General features: G+C 51.1%; 15 protein-coding genes. 6 read left to right on the plus strand and 9 right to left on the minus strand.

Annotated features, from left to right (window positions below):
- Positions 1-12 precede the first annotated feature (12 nt).
- The 6 genes from KXJ70_RS11510 to KXJ70_RS11535 all read left to right on the plus strand — a co-directional run bounded on the left by KXJ70_RS11510 (position 13) and on the right by KXJ70_RS11535 (position 4256).
- Positions 13-1005, plus strand: coding sequence for an MDR family oxidoreductase (locus KXJ70_RS11510; protein WP_219043642.1), 993 nt, complete (start codon positions 13-15; stop codon positions 1003-1005).
- A gap of 43 nt (positions 1006-1048) precedes the next feature.
- Complete coding sequence (locus KXJ70_RS11515; protein ID WP_219043643.1) at positions 1049-1870, plus strand: SDR family NAD(P)-dependent oxidoreductase; 822 nt, start codon at positions 1049-1051, stop codon at positions 1868-1870.
- 10 nt (positions 1871-1880) lie between these two features.
- On the plus strand, positions 1881-2651 hold the full coding sequence (locus KXJ70_RS11520; protein WP_219043644.1) for a glucose 1-dehydrogenase: 771 nt from the start codon (positions 1881-1883) through the stop codon (positions 2649-2651).
- Positions 2652-2714: 63 nt separating this feature from the next.
- A complete protein-coding gene (locus KXJ70_RS11525; RefSeq protein WP_219043645.1) occupies positions 2715-3161 on the plus strand; it encodes a DMT family transporter in 447 nt (148 codons plus the stop codon).
- An 82-nt stretch (positions 3162-3243) separates the two neighbouring features.
- Positions 3244-3498 (plus strand): hypothetical protein, encoded by a 255-nt coding sequence (locus KXJ70_RS11530; protein ID WP_219043646.1) that lies wholly within the window; start codon positions 3244-3246, stop codon positions 3496-3498.
- Between the two features lie 17 nt (positions 3499-3515).
- Positions 3516-4256, plus strand: a complete 741-nt coding sequence (locus tag KXJ70_RS11535) for a pteridine reductase (RefSeq protein WP_219043647.1) — start codon at positions 3516-3518, stop codon at positions 4254-4256.
- 142 nt (positions 4257-4398) lie between these two features.
- On the opposite strand, the gene acs is transcribed toward KXJ70_RS11535, so the two are convergent.
- The 9 genes from acs to KXJ70_RS11580 all read right to left on the minus strand — a co-directional run bounded on the left by acs (position 4399) and on the right by KXJ70_RS11580 (position 16369).
- Positions 4399-6336, minus strand: a complete 1938-nt coding sequence (gene acs, locus KXJ70_RS11540; RefSeq protein WP_219043648.1) for an acetate--CoA ligase — start codon at positions 6334-6336, stop codon at positions 4399-4401.
- 240 nt (positions 6337-6576) lie between these two features.
- Positions 6577-6957, minus strand: a complete 381-nt coding sequence (panD, locus tag KXJ70_RS11545) for an aspartate 1-decarboxylase (protein WP_103684416.1) — start codon at positions 6955-6957, stop codon at positions 6577-6579.
- Positions 6958-6991: 34 nt separating this feature from the next.
- Entirely contained in the window at positions 6992-7876 is an 885-nt protein-coding gene (gene panC, locus KXJ70_RS11550) for a pantoate--beta-alanine ligase (protein ID WP_219043649.1), read from the minus strand.
- A gap of 266 nt (positions 7877-8142) precedes the next feature.
- Positions 8143-8934, minus strand: coding sequence for a 3-methyl-2-oxobutanoate hydroxymethyltransferase (panB, locus tag KXJ70_RS11555; RefSeq protein ID WP_219043650.1), 792 nt, complete (start codon positions 8932-8934; stop codon positions 8143-8145).
- Between the two features lie 18 nt (positions 8935-8952).
- The gene (locus KXJ70_RS11560) at positions 8953-9633 is read right to left on the minus strand and encodes a deoxynucleoside kinase (RefSeq protein WP_219043651.1); all 681 of its coding nucleotides are present in this window, start codon (positions 9631-9633) and stop codon (positions 8953-8955) included.
- On the minus strand, positions 9611-10114 hold the full coding sequence (gene folK, locus KXJ70_RS11565; RefSeq protein WP_219043652.1) for a 2-amino-4-hydroxy-6-hydroxymethyldihydropteridine diphosphokinase: 504 nt from the start codon (positions 10112-10114) through the stop codon (positions 9611-9613). Before folK ends, KXJ70_RS11560 begins: the two co-directional genes overlap by 23 nt.
- Positions 10111-11484, minus strand: coding sequence for a polynucleotide adenylyltransferase PcnB (gene pcnB / locus KXJ70_RS11570; protein ID WP_219043653.1), 1374 nt, complete (start codon positions 11482-11484; stop codon positions 10111-10113). The genes folK and pcnB overlap by 4 nt, the downstream gene beginning before the upstream one ends.
- A gap of 409 nt (positions 11485-11893) precedes the next feature.
- Complete coding sequence (locus KXJ70_RS11575) at positions 11894-13333, minus strand: sigma-54-dependent transcriptional regulator (RefSeq protein ID WP_219043654.1); 1440 nt, start codon at positions 13331-13333, stop codon at positions 11894-11896.
- A gap of 78 nt (positions 13334-13411) precedes the next feature.
- Positions 13412-16369, minus strand: coding sequence for an ATP-binding protein (locus KXJ70_RS11580; protein ID WP_219043655.1), 2958 nt, complete (start codon positions 16367-16369; stop codon positions 13412-13414).
- Position 16370 lies beyond the last annotated feature (1 nt).

The following is a 16370-nucleotide window of genomic DNA, read 5'->3' on the forward strand; positions in this document are numbered from 1 at the left end:
GAGGCAAACCCTATGACACAAACATATAAAGCATTAGTTGGCACTCGCCAGGATGGCAAGCTATCAGTGGGCTTTGCCCAGCTCGATGCGGCAGACATTGGTGATGGCGATGTGGAAATCGCAGTTGAATATTCTACATTGAATTACAAAGATGGACTGGCGATAAGTGATGCCATTCCCATTGTGCAACAAGAGCGCCTGATCTTAGGTATTGATATGGCGGGCACCGTTGTAAGCTCTGACAGTTCCCGCTTTGCCGTCGGTGATAGGGTAGTGATGAACGGCTACGGTGCGTCCGAAACCCACAATGGTGGCTATACCGAGCGGCTGCGTACCAATGCGGATTACTTAGTAAAACTCCCCGACGGCATAACAACTCGTCAGGCGATGGCGATTGGCACCGCCGGCTACACCGCCATGCTCTCGGTTATGCGTTTAGAAAAATTAGGCGTAGTGCCTGAGTCAGGCGTCGTCTTGGTAACGGGTGCATCGGGTGGTGTGGGGACGGTCGCTATTTCATTGCTCTCTGCGCTCGGCTACAGAGTGACGGCGTCTACCGGCCGAATGGAAGAGGCGGATTTTCTAAAGAGTCTGGGTGCCAATGATGTGATCAATCGTGCAGAGCTGTCCGAGCCTGGTGAAATGATGCAAGCGCCACGCTGGGCGGCTGCAGTGGACTCGTGCGGTAGCCACACGTTGGCAAACGTCATCGCACAGCTGCATTACAGTGGCGTTGTGACTGCCTGTGGTTTGGCGCAGGGCTTAGACCTACCAAGTAATATGATGCCATTTGCATTGCGCAATGTAACGCTGCTGGGTGTGGATTCGGTTCATGCGCCTATGAGCTTGCGCGAAGAGGCGTGGCGGAGATTGGCTAAGGATTTGGATATGGCGAAGTTGGAAGCCTTAACGATCAATATTCCCTTTGATGAGATACCGAGTGCAGCGGGTAAAATTTTGCAAGGCCAAATTCGCGGTCGCGCCGTAGTCGAGATCGCGAAATAATATTTTTTAATTAGTTTTAAATTAGAATAATAAGGGCATTGTTATGAGTAAAGAACTCGCCGTTTTTGGTTTGGAAGGTAAGGTTGCGGTGGTCACAGGCGCCGGTGCTGGGATTGGTGAAGCCTGCGCGCGCTTGTTTGCAAAAGCTGGCGCCGCTGTTGTGCTGGGTGATATCAACGTCGAGGCCTGCGAGCGCATAGCCGCCGAACTAAATGGTCAGGGCTTGCAGGCTAAGGCCGTGCGCTTAGACGTGACCAGCGAGGAAGATTGGGCTGCGCTAAAGCAGACCTTAGTCGCATGGAAAAATCGCTGGGATGTGTTGTTGAATAATGCTGGTATCTATATAGGCGGTATGTTGGAAAACAATACTAGCGCGCAGGTAAGTAAAATCAACCAGATTAATATTGAGTCGGTATTTCTCGGCACTCGCGCTGCGGTCGAGTGCATGAAGCCGGGAGCATGTTTTGCGAATGGCGGTTCGATTATTAATCTATCGTCGATCGCGGGTTTGATTGGTGTGCCGGGACATAGTATCTACGGCGCAACCAAGGGCGCGGTGCGCTCGCTTACCAAACATAGTGCCGTCGAGTTCGCCAAGTTTGGCTACGGTGTGCGCGTTAATTCTCTACATCCAGGGCTTATCGAAACCGCGATGGGTGACCAGGCCTTGCAAGATTTTGTCGATATTGGTGTGGTTGCCAATGTGGACGAAGCAGCAGCGCTGCTTAAGTCCGCCATGATCCCCATGGGACGGCTTGGCAATGTGCAAGATATTGCCAACGCGGCACTGTTCTTGGCGTCGGATGCTAGCTCTTATGTGACCGGAATTGAGTTGACCGTAGACGGCGGTTTCTGCGCGGCTTAAGGAGAATATTATGTCTTGTCAGGGAAAGGTGGCATTGGTTACAGGCGGTGGCGTGGGGATCGGTGAAGCCACTTGCCGAAGTTTGGCGGCGGCGGGTGCGATTGTTGTGGTAACGGATATCGATGAAGCGTCTGGTAGTCGTGTCGCTGATGTCATCAATGCCGAGGGCAACTCAGCCATATTTATGAGGCTGGATGTCTGCGATGAGCCGCAGTGGCAGGCGGTGATTGCTCAGGTCATTGAACGTTATGGCCGCTTGCAAATTTTAATTAACAACGCCGGTATAGCTAATATTTGCGGCATAGAAGATGAAACCTTGGCGGGGTGGAGGAAGACCAACACCATTAATAGTGACGCGGTGTTTATTGGTACCCGCGAAGCGATTCGCGTTATGAAAGAAACGGGTGGCAGCATCGTTAATATTTCTTCCATCGAGGGCATTGTCGGTGATCCTATGTTACCGGCTTATAATGCAAGCAAGGGCGCAGTGCGTGCGTTTACTAAGTCAGTTGCCTTGTACTGCGCAGATAAGAATTATGGCATTCGCGTTAATTCAGTGCATCCCGGTTATGTGACAACACCACTGGTGAGTGGCGCTTTGGCGCGATTAGCACAGAGCGACGCCGAGGCGTTTGCCCAGCGCGTTGTGGCGAGCATTCCGATGGGGCGGATGGCTGAGCCAGCCGAGATAGCAAAAGGGATTGTGTTTTTAGCGTCTGACGATGCCAGTTATATGACGGGCTCTGAGTTGATTATGGATGGCGGATACACGGCGCGTTAGCAATATATTCGGCTATTTGCTTCTAAAATAATAAAATTAAGTAAGCTTTGTTTAGGGCTTCGTATGCGCGAATATTTAATTTTTCCAATGATAGCGCTGCTCGTAGGCGCCTGCATTCCGGTTCAGGCGTCGATGAATGCGGTGCTGAGTAAGTCGTGGGGAAACGTTTTTTATCCAACACTAATTCTGTTTTCTGTTGCCTTACTTTGTATTGCTATTGTGGTAGTTGCAAAGGGCATTAGGCCGCCAGATTATTCCGCTGTAATTGGTGTGCCCCCGTACGGATATATCGCCGGCGTGATTTTGCTTTGTAATATATTGTTGATTACCTATTTAGCACCCCGTATGGGAATGGGCAACGCGATATTCTATGTTGTGACGGGGCAGATTGTTGCCGCAGTATTAATCGATCACTTTGCCGTGTTTGGTGCTATTAAGGTACAGCTTTCCTGGCAGCGAATAAGCGGCATTATGCTAATGGTACTGGGAATAGCTTTGGCACGACATTAGCGCTCGCAAGACATAATGGCTTAAGTATAATGGGGCGACAATTAATCGCTTATCTGACGAGCCACGGTGACGAGCCATTCCCATGACAGAAAATACCGAACTTAAGTTATCTCCGCTGTGCCGTGTTATCGAGCAAGACGGCAAAACGCTTCGCGTTGAAATTTGTGAAGACGGCGACGGTGGCTGGCTACTTGAAGTCTTTGATGAGTTTAATAACTCCACCGTGTGGGAAGATTCGTTTGAATCTGATCAAGATGCCTTATTTGAAATAGAAGCAACCATACGAGAAGAGGGCATCGATTGCTTAATTGGTCCTGTTGATGGCGGTATGCTGTGAGCGGAACGCGTAAAAACATGAACACGCCCGTTGCACTGGTAACCGGGGCCGCCCAACGTCTTGGTGCGGAGATTTGCAGAACGCTGCATGCGCGCGGCTATAATATTATTATCCACTATCGATCTTCTCAGGTGCCGGCTGAGGCCTTGCGCGATGAATTAAATGCGCAGCGTGACGCTTCGGCGGTAATACTCTGTGCTGATATGAACTCTGTGCTCGACGTGCAATCACTTGCTAAGCAAAGCTTAGCGCAATGGCAGCGTCTAGATGTGTTGGTGAATAATGCCTCGGGGTTTTACCCGACGGCACTTGAAAGTGCGGTTGAAAAAGATTGGGATGCTTTGTTTAACAGTAATCTCAAGGGGCCATTTTTTCTTTCGCAGGCGGTGGCCCCAGCTTTGAAAGAAACTACAGGTTGTATTGTCAATCTCGTCGATATTTACGCTCAAAAGCCACTGCAGGGATTCCCTATCTACTCGATGGCGAAAGCTGGCGTAGCGATGATGACCCAGTCTTTGGCGCTTGAATTGGGTCCGGATGTTAGGGTCAATGGCGTGTCGCCCGGTGCTATTTTATGGCCTGTGGAAGAAACGGAATACAGTATCCAGGAAAAGCAGGATGTTAACCACCGCGTGCCACTGCGGCGTCAAGGTGAGGCAAGTGATATTGCTAAGACGGTGGTTTTTTTGGTGGCGGATGCGCCTTATATTACCGGTCAGATTATTTCGGTTGATGGTGGTCGAACGGTGTCTATGTGAAGTGAGTCATTAGGCAGTTATGAAAAAGTCCGCGTTAGAATATAAAAATATTATTTATATTTCGGTTGGTTTCTAAATATTGGGCCCCGTTTGTATCGATAGGGAAAGCACCAAATTCATTGCTGGCGCTTTCCCTGCCGTTTTATTTATTGAGGCGATGATTGACTAGGTCGTCTACGACGGTTGGGTCAGCCAGCGTCGACGTGTCCCCTAGGGTGTCTAATTCATTCGCTGCGATTTTGCGAAGAATGCGGCGCATAATTTTACCCGAGCGCGTTTTTGGCAAACCGGGTGCCCATTGAATTAAATCTGGCTTCGCTATGGGGCCAATCTCTTGAACGCAGAGCGCGATAAGTTCTTTGATTAGCTGTTCGCTTCCTGTGATGTCATGCATTAGCGTGACGTAGGCATAAATTCCCTGACCTTTGAGGTCGTGCGGGTAGCCAACCACAGCGGCTTCGGCGACAGCCTCGTGTAGCACCAATGCGCTCTCCACTTCAGCGGTCCCCATGCGATGGCCAGAAATATTTAAAACGTCATCGACGCGGCCGGTGATCCAGTAGTCGCCATCGGCGTCCCTGCGGGCGCCGTCGCCGGTAAAATAATATCCGGGATGGGTGCTGAAGTAGGTTTCGATCAGTCTTTGGTGGTCGCCATAGACGCTGCGAATTTGTCCAGGCCATGACCGTTTGATGACGAGTAGGCCTTCACCGGCACCCTCAATTTCATTGCCGTCGTTGTCCAGAATAGCGGGGTCTACGCCGAAGAAAGGGCGGGTGGCTGAGCCTGGTTTCATATCGATGGCGCCAGGCAGCGGCGTGAGCATATGCGCGCCGGTTTCGGTTTGCCACCAAGTGTCTACGATGGGGCAGCGCTCCTCGCCGACGACACGGTGGTACCACTCCCACGCTTCCGGATTGATGGGTTCACCGACGGTGCCGAGTAATCGCAGGCTGCTGCGATCTGTTTTGTTAACGAATTCATCACCCGCGCCCATCAGTGCACGGAGTGCAGTTGGTGCAGTGTAGAAGATGCTGACATTGTGCTTGTCAATTACCTGCCAGCAGCGCGAGGCGTCGGGGTAGGTGGGGATGCCTTCAAACAGCAGGGTGGTCGCGCCGTTGGCCAGCGGGCCATACACGATGTAGCTGTGGCCAGTAATCCAGCCGACGTCAGCCGTGCACCAAAAAACTTCACCGTCTTTATAGTCGAAAACGTATTTGTGACTCATTGCCGATTGCAGTAAGTAGCCCGCGCTGGTGTGCAGTACGCCCTTGGGTTTGCCGGTTGAGCCAGAGGTGTAAAGAATAAATAAGGGGGCTTCGCTTTCGACCGCGACGGCGGGGCAGTCTGCAGATGCGTTTGCCACTGCGTCGTGGTAACAAATATCGCGATTATCTTGCCAAGCTATATCGCCGCCGGTGCGCTTAACCACCAGGCAGGACTCAATACTCGGACAGTCGCGTAGTGCGAGGTCGGCATTGTTTTTGAGCGGTATTTTTTTCCCGCTGCGCAGTCCTTCGTCGGCGGTAATTAACATTTTACAATCGGCATTTTGGATGCGGTCTTTTAACGCCTCTGGCGAAAAGCCCCCGAATACCACCGAGTGAATAGCGCCGATGCGAGCGCACGCTAGCATCGCATACGCGGCCTCTGGAATCATCGGCATATAAATGCAGACGCGATCGCCTTTGGCGACCCCTTGGGCGAGTAACACGTTGGCGAGTTTGCAGACTGCGGTATGGAGTTCGCGATAAGTTATATGGCTGGAGTCCGCTGGGTCGTCACCTTCCCAGATAATGGCGGTTTGATTGCCGCGGGTCTCAAGGTGACGGTCGATACAGTTGTAGCTGACGTTTAGTTTGCCTCCGTCGAACCAGCTGGCTTCGCCCTTTTTAAAATCGTACTTGTTTACGGTGTGCCAGCGCTTATCCCAGCTCAAGAATTCGTCGGCCTGTTTTGCCCAAAAGCTGTCGGGATCTGTAAGCGATTCTTGGTACATCTCTTCATATTTGGCTTTATTGATATGAGCTTGCGCGGCAAAGGCGGCTGGAACGGGGTGGACGATAGACTTACTCATGACCTTGCTCTCTATAATGCGAATATTATGATTGTTGGGCTGCGGTAAGGCAGGAAACAGACCACTTTGAAAAGTGTATAAAGAGTCAGGATAACGGCTTGGCCGATAGGATTGAACCCTCAAGTAGACTAATTTTTATGGTTCATTGTGATTGTGTGACGCAGGGGTAAGCTACCGCGACTTGGCAGTTTAATATCTATTGGGGGAGTAGTGGCAGGGGCGAGCGCCTCTGCCAGTTGATCAGGCGACCTGAACAGGGATGGCGTTGCTAGCGTGGCTAACGGTGTTGTCCGCATTCATATAAATAAGGCGCGGCTTGAAGTTGATTAGCTCCGCCTCTGAATATGTAGCGTAGGCACAAATAATGATGACGTCGTCGACATTGGCTTTATGCGCCGCTGCACCGTTTATAGAAATGATGCCGCTATTGTCTTCGCCACGAATAGCATAGGTGGTGAAGCGCTCGCCATTGGTGACGTTGTAAATTTGAATTTGTTCAAATTCACGGATGCTCGACATATCGAGCAACTTACCGTCGATGGCGCAAGATCCTTCATAGTCAAGCACGGCGTGAGTCACGCGGGCTTTGTGAAGTTTCGCTTTCAGCATAACTGACTGCATAACGCTGTTCCTTTCTCTATCGGTCTTAACTGGCTTAATTAGCGGCCAGCATTCCCCAGTCGGCGCTGGGGTTAACATTCAGGGTGACGTTGTCGATCAAACGCGTACTGCCAAGCTTGGCCGCGGCGAGTATGACCACTTCTTCGGTGTCCAGATCAACTGGACGCAGAGTACGCGCATCGCAAATAGTAAAGTAGTCAGACTCTAGGCCAGCCTTATTCAGGCTGATTTTGGCGTGCTGTTCTAATTTACTGTAGCTGTCGTACCCGCAGGCAATTGCCTCTCGAGTTTCCTGTAACACACGATGTAAAACCGGTGCAATTCTGCGCTGGTCGGCATTGAGATAGCCATTGCGCGAACTTAGCGCTAAGCCGTCGTCTGCTCGCGCAGTCGCCACACCAACGATGTTGATGGGCATACACAGATCGCGCACCATTTTACGGATAACGCTAAGTTGCTGAAAATCCTTTTCGCCAAACACCGCGGTGTCTGGTTGCACGATATTAAAAAGCTTGGCCACTACTGTTGCGACGCCGGTAAAGTGCCCCGGACGACTTGCACCGCAGTGGTCGTCAGACAGCTCTGGCACAGAAATTTTGCTGTGGCTGTCCATGCCTTCCGGGTAAATTTCGCTTACCTGGGGAAGGAATAAAAATTGTGCGCCGGCGGCAAACAACTTTTCTTTGTCTGCGGCCAGGGTGCGTGGGTAGCTGCTGAGATCTTCGTTGGCGCCAAACTGCAGCGGGTTAACAAAGATACTGACTACTACGATGTCAGCGTGCTGGCTTGCTCGCTGTACAAGGCGCAGATGTCCCTCGTGCAGATTGCCCATAGTTGGTACAAAGGCGACGGTTTTACCCGCGCGTCTTCCCGTATTTAGAGCGGCCCTTAGTGATGCGGCTGTGCTATATGTTTTCATACCACCTAACTTCCCAATCTCATACTTCGCAGGGCGAAGGTAGTTTGCTGTGAAGTCAGTCCGCGCACATCGCGGGCTGGCGACCAATACACTGGCAATAAGGCCTTTAAAAGCTGAAAAGATTGTTCATAATCTGATCAGTTTGGCCAGTGGCGGGCAAGTATGCCCCAATCGGAATGGCCGTTCAATGCTTTGGTAACAAAAAAATCATGACTTTGTTACCTCAAAAAATGTTCCCCGAGGTAACAGTTTAGGATTATAAACCCTTAGTCAAAACTATGCTCCTCTGCGGGGAAGCTGCTGTCAATGACCGCGTCATTATAGCGTTTCAGGGCATCTTCTACACCGTGACTGCCCTCCGCAAAGTTACGTACAAACTTTGCGGTTTTCTCGGTGATACCCAGTAAGTCGTGTAACACCAGTACCTGGGCGTCGGTGGCATTGCCGGCTCCAATGCCAATTACGGGGATTTTTAGCTCAGCGGTGATTTCGGCGGCGAGTTTGCGGGGTACGCACTCAAGTACCAACATCGCTGCGCCAGCGGCTTCTAGCGCTATCGCGTCAGCGAGAATGGCTTGCGCTTGTCTGTCGTCGCGTCCCTGCACACGGTAGCCTCCGAGTACGTTAACGGATTGCGGGGTGAGCCCTAGGTGGCCGCACACGGGAATTCCGGCTTGATTAAGCAGTGTTACGCTTGCTGCTAGCCAGCTACCACCCTCGATTTTTACCATGTGCGCGCCTGCGCGCATTAATGTGGCGGCGTTGTCGGCACATTGTTGCGGGCTATTATAGCTGCCAAAGGGCATGTCGCTGATGATGAGGGGCTGCTGGCAGCCACGTGCGACACAGCGGGTGTGGTAGGCCATGTCATCAATGGTGACAGGTAGTGTGGAATCGCGCCCCTGCAGCACCATGCCGAGTGAGTCGCCGACGAGAATTGCGTCAATGCCCGCTTTTTCGACGAGTCTGGCAAAGCTTGCGTCGTAGCACGTCACTACCGCAAATTTTTCCTGCTGTTGCTTCTTGGTTAGCAGTTTGAGGATGTTGACCTTGCTCATGGAGTGCCTCGCAGGTACTTAAAAAAATGTGGGGTTAAAGTAATGGCGACCGCTTGGTATTTCCAGTAGATATTTTAATAATTGCTCATATTGGCGGTCGTTGTTGGCGAAATCGATGTCACTGGCATTAATGATGAGCAGTGGCGAGTCGTTGTATGACAGGAAAAACTCACTGTAAGCGGCATTAACCTGTTCTAGATAGTCGCCACTCATACTCTGTTCAAACTGCACGCCGCGGTGCTGTATACGCTCTTTTAGAACCTTTACCGGAGCTTGTAAATAAATCACCAAGTCTGGGGTTGGAATATCAACCTGCACCTGTTGATAAACTTTTTTGTATAGCTCCAGCTCATTGGCGTCGAGCGTGATTTGCGCGAACAGAGGGTCTTTCTGAAAGAGAAAGTCTGCGATATGAGTTTGGTTAAACATATCGCTTTGGCGCAAGTCACTGAGCTGCTGGGCGCGCTGAAACAAGAAAAATAACTGGGCTGATAGTGCGGCATGACGCTGATTGGCGTAAAAGCGCTCTAGAAACGGGTTGTCCTCTGCTTTTTCGAGCAGCGTGTGGTAGCCGAGTGATTCCGCTAGGCGTCGCGTCAGGGTGCTTTTGCCAACGCCGATGGGGCCTTCAATCGCGATAAAGCACGGCGGCTTCTCGGCATTGATGATGGGCTCGTTAGGGTGTGATCGCTTTATCATCTGGTGCTAAAACCCATAAATTGTCGTTGTCGGAATAGTGTATATCGGTGTTCTCGCCCAAATAGTGGCGAAGTAGCTCGGGTGGTGCAATATCTGCGAGTGGGCGTAGCACAAAGTCCCTACTGAACATTCTGGGGTGTGGGACAATAAGTTCTGGCGTTTGAATATTTGCAGTGCCGTATAACAGCAGGTCTAGATCCAATGTTCTGGCCGCCCAGCGAATCTCGCGCTGTCTATGGTGCTGGGACTCTATGGACTGCAGGGTGGCTAGAAGCTTTGGCGCTGTGAGTGTCGTGTCGATAGCGATAACGGCATTGACATAGTTGTCCTGTTCTCCGGGGCCAATCGCGATCGATCCATAGAGCCGAGATTGCGAAATTAAAGTGCAATCTGGGATGTTGGCAAGGGTCGTTATTGCCGTCAAAACTTGCTCTTTGGGCAGGTTTAAGTTGCTGCCCAGCGCAATATAGCTTCGAATCATCTGGGCTTGCGGGGGCGGCGGCGTCGCGGAGCGCGAGGTTTTTCACCAGCGGGAACCTGAGTGAGCATGGCGCCACGGGTGTCTGCATGAGCCTCTTGGAATGCCAGCCACCACTGTCCTAATCCTGCCTCTACTTCTCCTGCTTGTTCGCGCAAAAGTAGGAAGTCGAAGCCCGCTCGGAAATAGCGATGATCTAAAAGTAACTCGGCGCGCTTGCCTGTGCGGCGGGTGAGTCGGCACTGTAATTCCCATATGTCGCGCATTGGCAAAGAAAATCGCTTGGGAATGGCAACAGTTTGCTGTTGTTTATGCAATACGCGCTCGGCGGCTTGGTGTAGTGCTGGAATTTCTGGAACACCGCTATCCAGAATTTCTTTGTGAATACGTTTTACGACTGGCCAAAGTAGTACCGCGTAGATAAATGCCGGTGTGACGTGTTTATCTTCGGCAATTCTCGCGTCGGTATTGATGAGGCCTTGTTGAATAATCGCCTCTGCAGCCGGCTCGTGCTGATTCAGCATTTTTTGGGTTGCGGGGAACAGCGGGCTGAACAGACCGTAGCGCTGCAAAAGCGCGTAAGTTTGAATGCCCTGGCCAGACATTAGGAGCTTGATCACTTCATCAAACATCCGCGCTGCGGAAATGTCGGTCAGCAGTGGTGCCAGGCGTTTCAGTGGCTCTTCGGTGCGTTGTTCGATATCAAAGTTGAGCTTGGCGGCAAAGCGGACAACTCTGAGCATTCTGACGGGATCTTCGCGATAGCGTGTCTCAGGATCGCCGATAATGCGTATGAGCTTGCGCTCTAAGTCTTGCATGCCGCCAACATAATCGTAAACGCAGAAGTCGCGACTTGAATAATAGAGGGCGTTGATGCTTAGGTCGCGGCGTGCAGCATCTTCTTCCACCGATCCGTAAACATTGTCACGGGTAAGCATGCCTGATTCAGTGCGGGCGGAGTGCTTGTTGCGCTGAGCGCTGGAGGCGGGGGCGTCGTGGCCGCCCCGAAACGTGGTGACCTCAATGATTTCGTTGCCGAAGCGCACGTGCACAATGCGAAACCGGCGGCCGATGATTCGGCTGTTGCGGAATGCACCGCGAACTTGCTCAGGAGTGGCATTGGTCGCGATGTCAAAATCTTTGGGTTGGCCGCCCAAAAGCAAGTCGCGAACGCCGCCGCCCACTAAGTAGGCATCGAAGCCCTCTTCGTTTAGGCGTCGAATAACTTTAATTGCGGCGTCGCTGATATTTTTGCGGGAAACGCAGTGCTCATCTCGCGGAATAATGGTCGCGGAGTTTGGCGCGTATTGGGTGGGTTTGGAAAACTTGCCAGAGAGTTTTTTCCAGAGCCCGGTCACGGAGCTAGATGTCATTGATGTCTGTGCTTAGCCGATAACTATTATGAAGCCGGTATTCTAGCACAGGCTTATTTCTAGTGTTGTTAAAGGATTGGTGGAATTTAGGCTTGGCTGTGCAACTAAAGGGAAGTTAAATTTTGGGGCTTCTAAAACGAAGAAGGGGAAAACATTGTCTTCCCCACCCAGGTCTCTTTGCTTTTGTATTATTATTATTCTTTCTCTGTTTTCTTATTATTATTTTGTTTTTTTATTATTCTTCGCTCCCAATATAGAGCATATGCCGTGCCAGTTTTGTTTTTTCTTTTACTATCAGTACCTTACTGTTTTTTATGCTCGTATCCAGGCTTTGCATATTTGTGAATTGTTACCTTACTAAACGCCCTTTGTTACGATTGCTTGTGGCGGGTAACGCCTCAGTTTAATTCTATGAGCCTGAACGGGAACTAACCTTCTTGCGTGGAATCCCCAATCGTTGACGACGCTCCCAAAGGCATTTTCTGCTGACGCCGAGTTTCTGTGCCAGTTCGGTTTCGCTCATAGAATCCTGGTGTTCGAGTACAAAGCGTTGGAAATAGTCCTCCAGTGAGAGGTCTTCGCTCGGGTCTGCATGCAGCGGCTTGCGGCGCTCTGGCGCGCTGTTACTGCTTATTTGCCGTGGTGGCGGGTCGTTGCGGCGCCCGCGAATCTGGCTTATATCGACGAGCTCTAAATCAATGTCGAGTAATTCGTTGTCGATTTCTTTGCGGTCACACAGAATCACTGCGCGTTCAATGGCATTCTCCAGCTCCCGAATATTGCCGGGCCAAATATAGGTGGTGATTGCCTGAATTGCCTTTGGACTGAAATGCATCAGCGGCTTTTTCATCTTTTCGCAGCGATTTTTAAGCAGGGTTTCGGCAAGTTCTAGAATATCTTTGCCGCGCTCGCGCAGTGGTGGCAGCTCTAGTTTCATGACGTTAATACGGTAGTACAAATCTTCCCGAAAGCGCCCGGAATGGGCCATGTCTTTGAGGTCCCGGTGCGTCGCGCAGATCAGTCTGACATTCACTTTGATCGACTCTACAGAGCCGATACGGCGAATTTCGTCTTCTTGGATAAAGCGCAATAGTCTTGCCTGCGCCTCCAGGGGCAGCTCGCCGATCTCGTCGAGGAACAAGGTGCCGCCATCGGCGGCTTCTATAAGGCCTGTACGATTGGTGTTGGCACCCGTAAATGCGCCTTTTTCGTAGCCAAATAGCTCGGATTCAATCAGTGTTTCTGGAATCGCGGCGCAGTTTACGCAAATAATAGGTTTGCCACTGCGGGTGCTTTGATTGTGAATGGCCCGCGCTACTAGCTCTTTACCCGTGCCGGTTTCGCCGTGGACAAGGATTGTGGCATCGGTTGGCGCTGCTCGGCGGATATGATCATATAGCTGTTGCATTGCTTTGCAGCTGCCGATCATGCCATTGGCATCTGCGATTTGCTTGCGCTGATTACTGCTCGGCTCGGGTGTGCTGTTTGCTTGTTGCTCCCTGGTGTTGCTATGAATGATGCGCTCGACGGTTTCTAGCATTTCGTCGTGATCAAAGGGCTTGGCAATATAATCTATTGCGCCTTTTTTCATGGAGTCTACGGCGGACTTCAAGCTAGCGTAACTGGTCATAATCAAAACGGGAGCATCAGATTTATTGATTAGATCGGTACCCGCTGCGCCGGGTAGGCGTAAATCGCTGATTATTAAGTCGTAGTCGTTTACATTGTAGCTACTCAGTGCTTTTTGCACCGAGTCGGCCTCGTCCACCTGATAGTCATTCCTCTCGAGTAGGCGTCGCAGCGCCAGACGGATGACATCTTCGTCTTCGACTATGAGGATTTTGGGCATAATTCTCTCCGTGGGTTTGTTCAGCGATTACCGAACAGGCGCGTAGCCGAACAACATAACGCGATCAGCCGAATAATTCTAGTTTGACTCGGTGTCGTTTAGCATGAGTCGGATATGGATACGGGTTCCGTAGCTGCCAAATTCCGGCACTGGACTTTCAATGCTGATCTCGCCGCCTAGATCATTGATAATGTTGTAGACCAAGGCAAGGCCTAGGCCGGTGCCTTTGCCGGGGTCTTTGGTGGTAAAGAATGGTTCGAATATCCGGTCTTGCAATTTTTGGTCGATACCTGTGCCGTGATCTGTCACCGTAATACGCGCATTGGGAGTGTCTGATTGTGCGTTTATGGTGATCATTGCGTTGTCGCTACTTGCATCTCGGGCATTGGATAGTAGGTTAATAAATACCTGCATTAATCGCTGGGTGTCGCCGTGCACAACAATATCGACGGGGCAGTTGTTGTTGTAGTGAATTTGGCGGGCTTCATTGTCTAGGCTTAGTAGTTGTATCGCCTCGGACACGCAGTTGCGGATGTTGACGGCTTCCGTTGCTTGCGATGGTGCTTCGCGACCAGTGTGAGCAAAATTGACTAGGCTGTGCACAATGCTGCTAATGCGCTGAGTTTGCTTAACGATTTGCGAGGCGGTTTCCAGGGTGTCTGGGTTTTCGGTTTCATAGCGTAGGTTTTGAGCGAGACAGGCAATGCCGGTGACCGGATTGCCTATTTCGTGGGCGACACCTGCCGCGAGCCGGCCGATTGAGGCGAGTCGCTCTTGGTGAGTGAGCTCGTGCTCCAGTAGTTGGGTGTCAGTAATATCTTCGACTACCACGATCAATTCGTCGCGGCCCCACATCTGTGATTCAGTTCGATGTAAATTAAGCCAGCGCAAACCTTTTTCAGTCTCCAGGCAAAACTTACTGCGGTGCAAGTCACTACTCGCTAAAAAGCCAATTAAACAATTGGCCCACGGTGCGGATATGCCAGAGAGGCGAGAGCCAGTGACGTCGCTAGATTTAATAGCCGTTATATCAGCCATGGACATATTCCACAGCAAAATTTCTTGGTCTCGCCCTAGGGCGCAGACACCAATAGGAAGGTCTTCCAGCGTTTGCCGATGGTAGCGGCGAAGACTGTCGAGGTCGGCGGCAAGGCCCGTGAGGTTGGTTTGGTAACGTTCCAGACGTTCTTCGATATAGGTTATGTCTTCACTGCTGCCTAAAACACTATCCGTATAGGGCAGTACGCGATCAATAACCCGCCTGGCGCTGGAGGGGCCGACTAACGATGATAAGTTGATTTCTATTCTGTCGCGGATGCGGCGCAGGGCGTAAGGGCGTGTTTCTAGCTCATTAAGTTGTAGCTCGTCTAATGCCCGTCTAAATTCCTGCTCGGCGGCGTGGTCTCCGAGTGCCTCTTGTAAGCGCTGCCGTATTTCGGCTGCAGATTGTAGATTTAGTGTGTGGCGGCTGGGGCGGTTAAGGTCGTCTAGTGTGCAGGCTTCCGCCGCGCTGCGCTCTTCACTAGAGGTTTCACTAAATATGGAAACAATAATGAAAAATGCGCTGTTAAGGCCTAGTGATAAACTGGCCACGACAACCCAGAATAAGTCGCGGTCGAGTGAATTGATATACAGCTTTTCTAGATAGGCGGGGTGCTCATTGCTGAACATGGGTATCAGTAATCCCAGCGCCCACACAATAAAGCCGGCAGTCAGGCCGCAGATAAAACCGTTTCGATTGGCCCGCGGCCAGTACAGCACAGCGAGCACGCCTGGCAGAAATTGCAGGCATCCACCGGCGGAAGCCATCGTAAGATTTGTGAGTGTTTGAGTGTCGCCGATTAACTCATAGAAAATAAAGCCGATTAAAATGATAGCGCATATTAGTAGCTGGCGAGTCATCAGCAGCCAGCGATAGATGTCAACGTTGCGGCCTTTGGGGCGCAGGATTGGCAATACTAAATGGTTCAGGCTCATGGACGCGAGTGCGAGCGTGGTCACAATGATGGCGCCGCTTGCAGCCGAGAGACCGCCTAGGTAAATCAGCGTTGTTAGCCATATGTTTTCTATATTTAAAGACAGGCCAAGTGCGAAATAATCTGTGGCGATGGTTAGTCCCGACGCTTTCCCTGCCCAGAGTATGGGGAGTACAGGTAGGCTGATAACGAGGAGAAATAGAGGTAGTCCCCAGCTTGCAGTGATGAGGTTTTGGCGACTGGGATTCTCCGCAAACAGCATATGGAAAACATGTGGCATACAGACTGAGGCGGCGAAGAACATAATTAGCATTAGTCGGTTGGTGTCGCCGGACTGCGGGGCGCTAAGTTCCCTGAGTACGCTAGGGTTGCTGTTTAGCCACTCTTGTAATCCATTGAAGCTGCCAAACACAGACACTACGGCGACAGCGCCGACCAGCACAATGGCTAGCATTTTGATAATGGATTCAAACGCGAGCGCGACCACTAAACCGCGGTGGCTGTCTTTGGAGGCGAGGTTGCGCGATCCGAATAAGATTGTGAATATCGTAATCACGACACAAAAAAGTAGTGCGGTGAGGTTTTTGAAATGGGGTTGGTCGCCCATTAACGCGTCGCCAGCACTTAGAATCAATGTGGATTCAGAGACTATTTTTATTTGGATGGCGAGAAGGGGCCAAACGGCAAGCGCTAAGAATAATGTGGCTAGCGAGCCGGCCCAAGAACTGCGGAAACGGAAACTAAGTAAGTCAGCGAGTGAGTTAAGCCGGTAGCTTTTACAAATCTGATGCAGTGGTGCGAGTAGTATGGGAAGGAGAATTAACGCCGCCGAAATCCCAATGTAGTAGTTTAGGAAGCTATAGCCATAGCGCTCTGCAAAGCCGACGGCGCCGTAAACAGCGAAGCCGCTGGCGTAAACTCCCAAGGATAAAACGTAGACGCTGGGGTGGTTGACCAGTCGCGATGGCAGTAATTGGCGCTCGGTGGCGTAGGCGATAGCAAACAGCAGCAGTAGATAGCCAATGCCGATAAAAAACAGGGTGTTGAGGCTAAGGGTCATT

This window comes from Zhongshania aquimaris (assembly GCF_019312595.1).
Taxonomy (GTDB): Bacteria; Pseudomonadota; Gammaproteobacteria; order Pseudomonadales; family Spongiibacteraceae; genus Spongiibacter; species Spongiibacter aquimaris.

Coding starts and splice junctions, on each gene's coding strand:
- KXJ70_RS11515 (WP_219043643.1), top strand. CDS start 1,049: ATGAGTAAAGAACTCGCCGTTTTTGGTTTGGAAGGTAAGGTTGCGGTG.
- KXJ70_RS11560 (WP_219043651.1), bottom strand. CDS start 9,633: ATGATAAAGCGATCACACCCTAACGAGCCCATCATCAATGCCGAGAAG.
- KXJ70_RS11520 (WP_219043644.1), top strand. CDS start 1,881: ATGTCTTGTCAGGGAAAGGTGGCATTGGTTACAGGCGGTGGCGTGGGG.
- panB (WP_219043650.1), bottom strand. CDS start 8,934: ATGAGCAAGGTCAACATCCTCAAACTGCTAACCAAGAAGCAACAGCAG.
- panC (WP_219043649.1), bottom strand. CDS start 7,876: ATGAAAACATATAGCACAGCCGCATCACTAAGGGCCGCTCTAAATACG.
- acs (WP_219043648.1), bottom strand. CDS start 6,336: ATGAGTAAGTCTATCGTCCACCCCGTTCCAGCCGCCTTTGCCGCGCAA.
- folK (WP_219043652.1), bottom strand. CDS start 10,114: ATGATTCGAAGCTATATTGCGCTGGGCAGCAACTTAAACCTGCCCAAA.
- panD (WP_103684416.1), bottom strand. CDS start 6,957: ATGCAGTCAGTTATGCTGAAAGCGAAACTTCACAAAGCCCGCGTGACT.
- KXJ70_RS11525 (WP_219043645.1), top strand. CDS start 2,715: ATGCGCGAATATTTAATTTTTCCAATGATAGCGCTGCTCGTAGGCGCC.
- KXJ70_RS11575 (WP_219043654.1), bottom strand. CDS start 13,333: ATGCCCAAAATCCTCATAGTCGAAGACGAAGATGTCATCCGTCTGGCG.
- KXJ70_RS11580 (WP_219043655.1), bottom strand. CDS start 16,369: ATGACCCTTAGCCTCAACACCCTGTTTTTTATCGGCATTGGCTATCTA.
- pcnB (WP_219043653.1), bottom strand. CDS start 11,484: ATGACATCTAGCTCCGTGACCGGGCTCTGGAAAAAACTCTCTGGCAAG.
- KXJ70_RS11535 (WP_219043647.1), top strand. CDS start 3,516: ATGAACACGCCCGTTGCACTGGTAACCGGGGCCGCCCAACGTCTTGGT.
- KXJ70_RS11510 (WP_219043642.1), top strand. CDS start 13: ATGACACAAACATATAAAGCATTAGTTGGCACTCGCCAGGATGGCAAG.
- KXJ70_RS11530 (WP_219043646.1), top strand. CDS start 3,244: ATGACAGAAAATACCGAACTTAAGTTATCTCCGCTGTGCCGTGTTATC.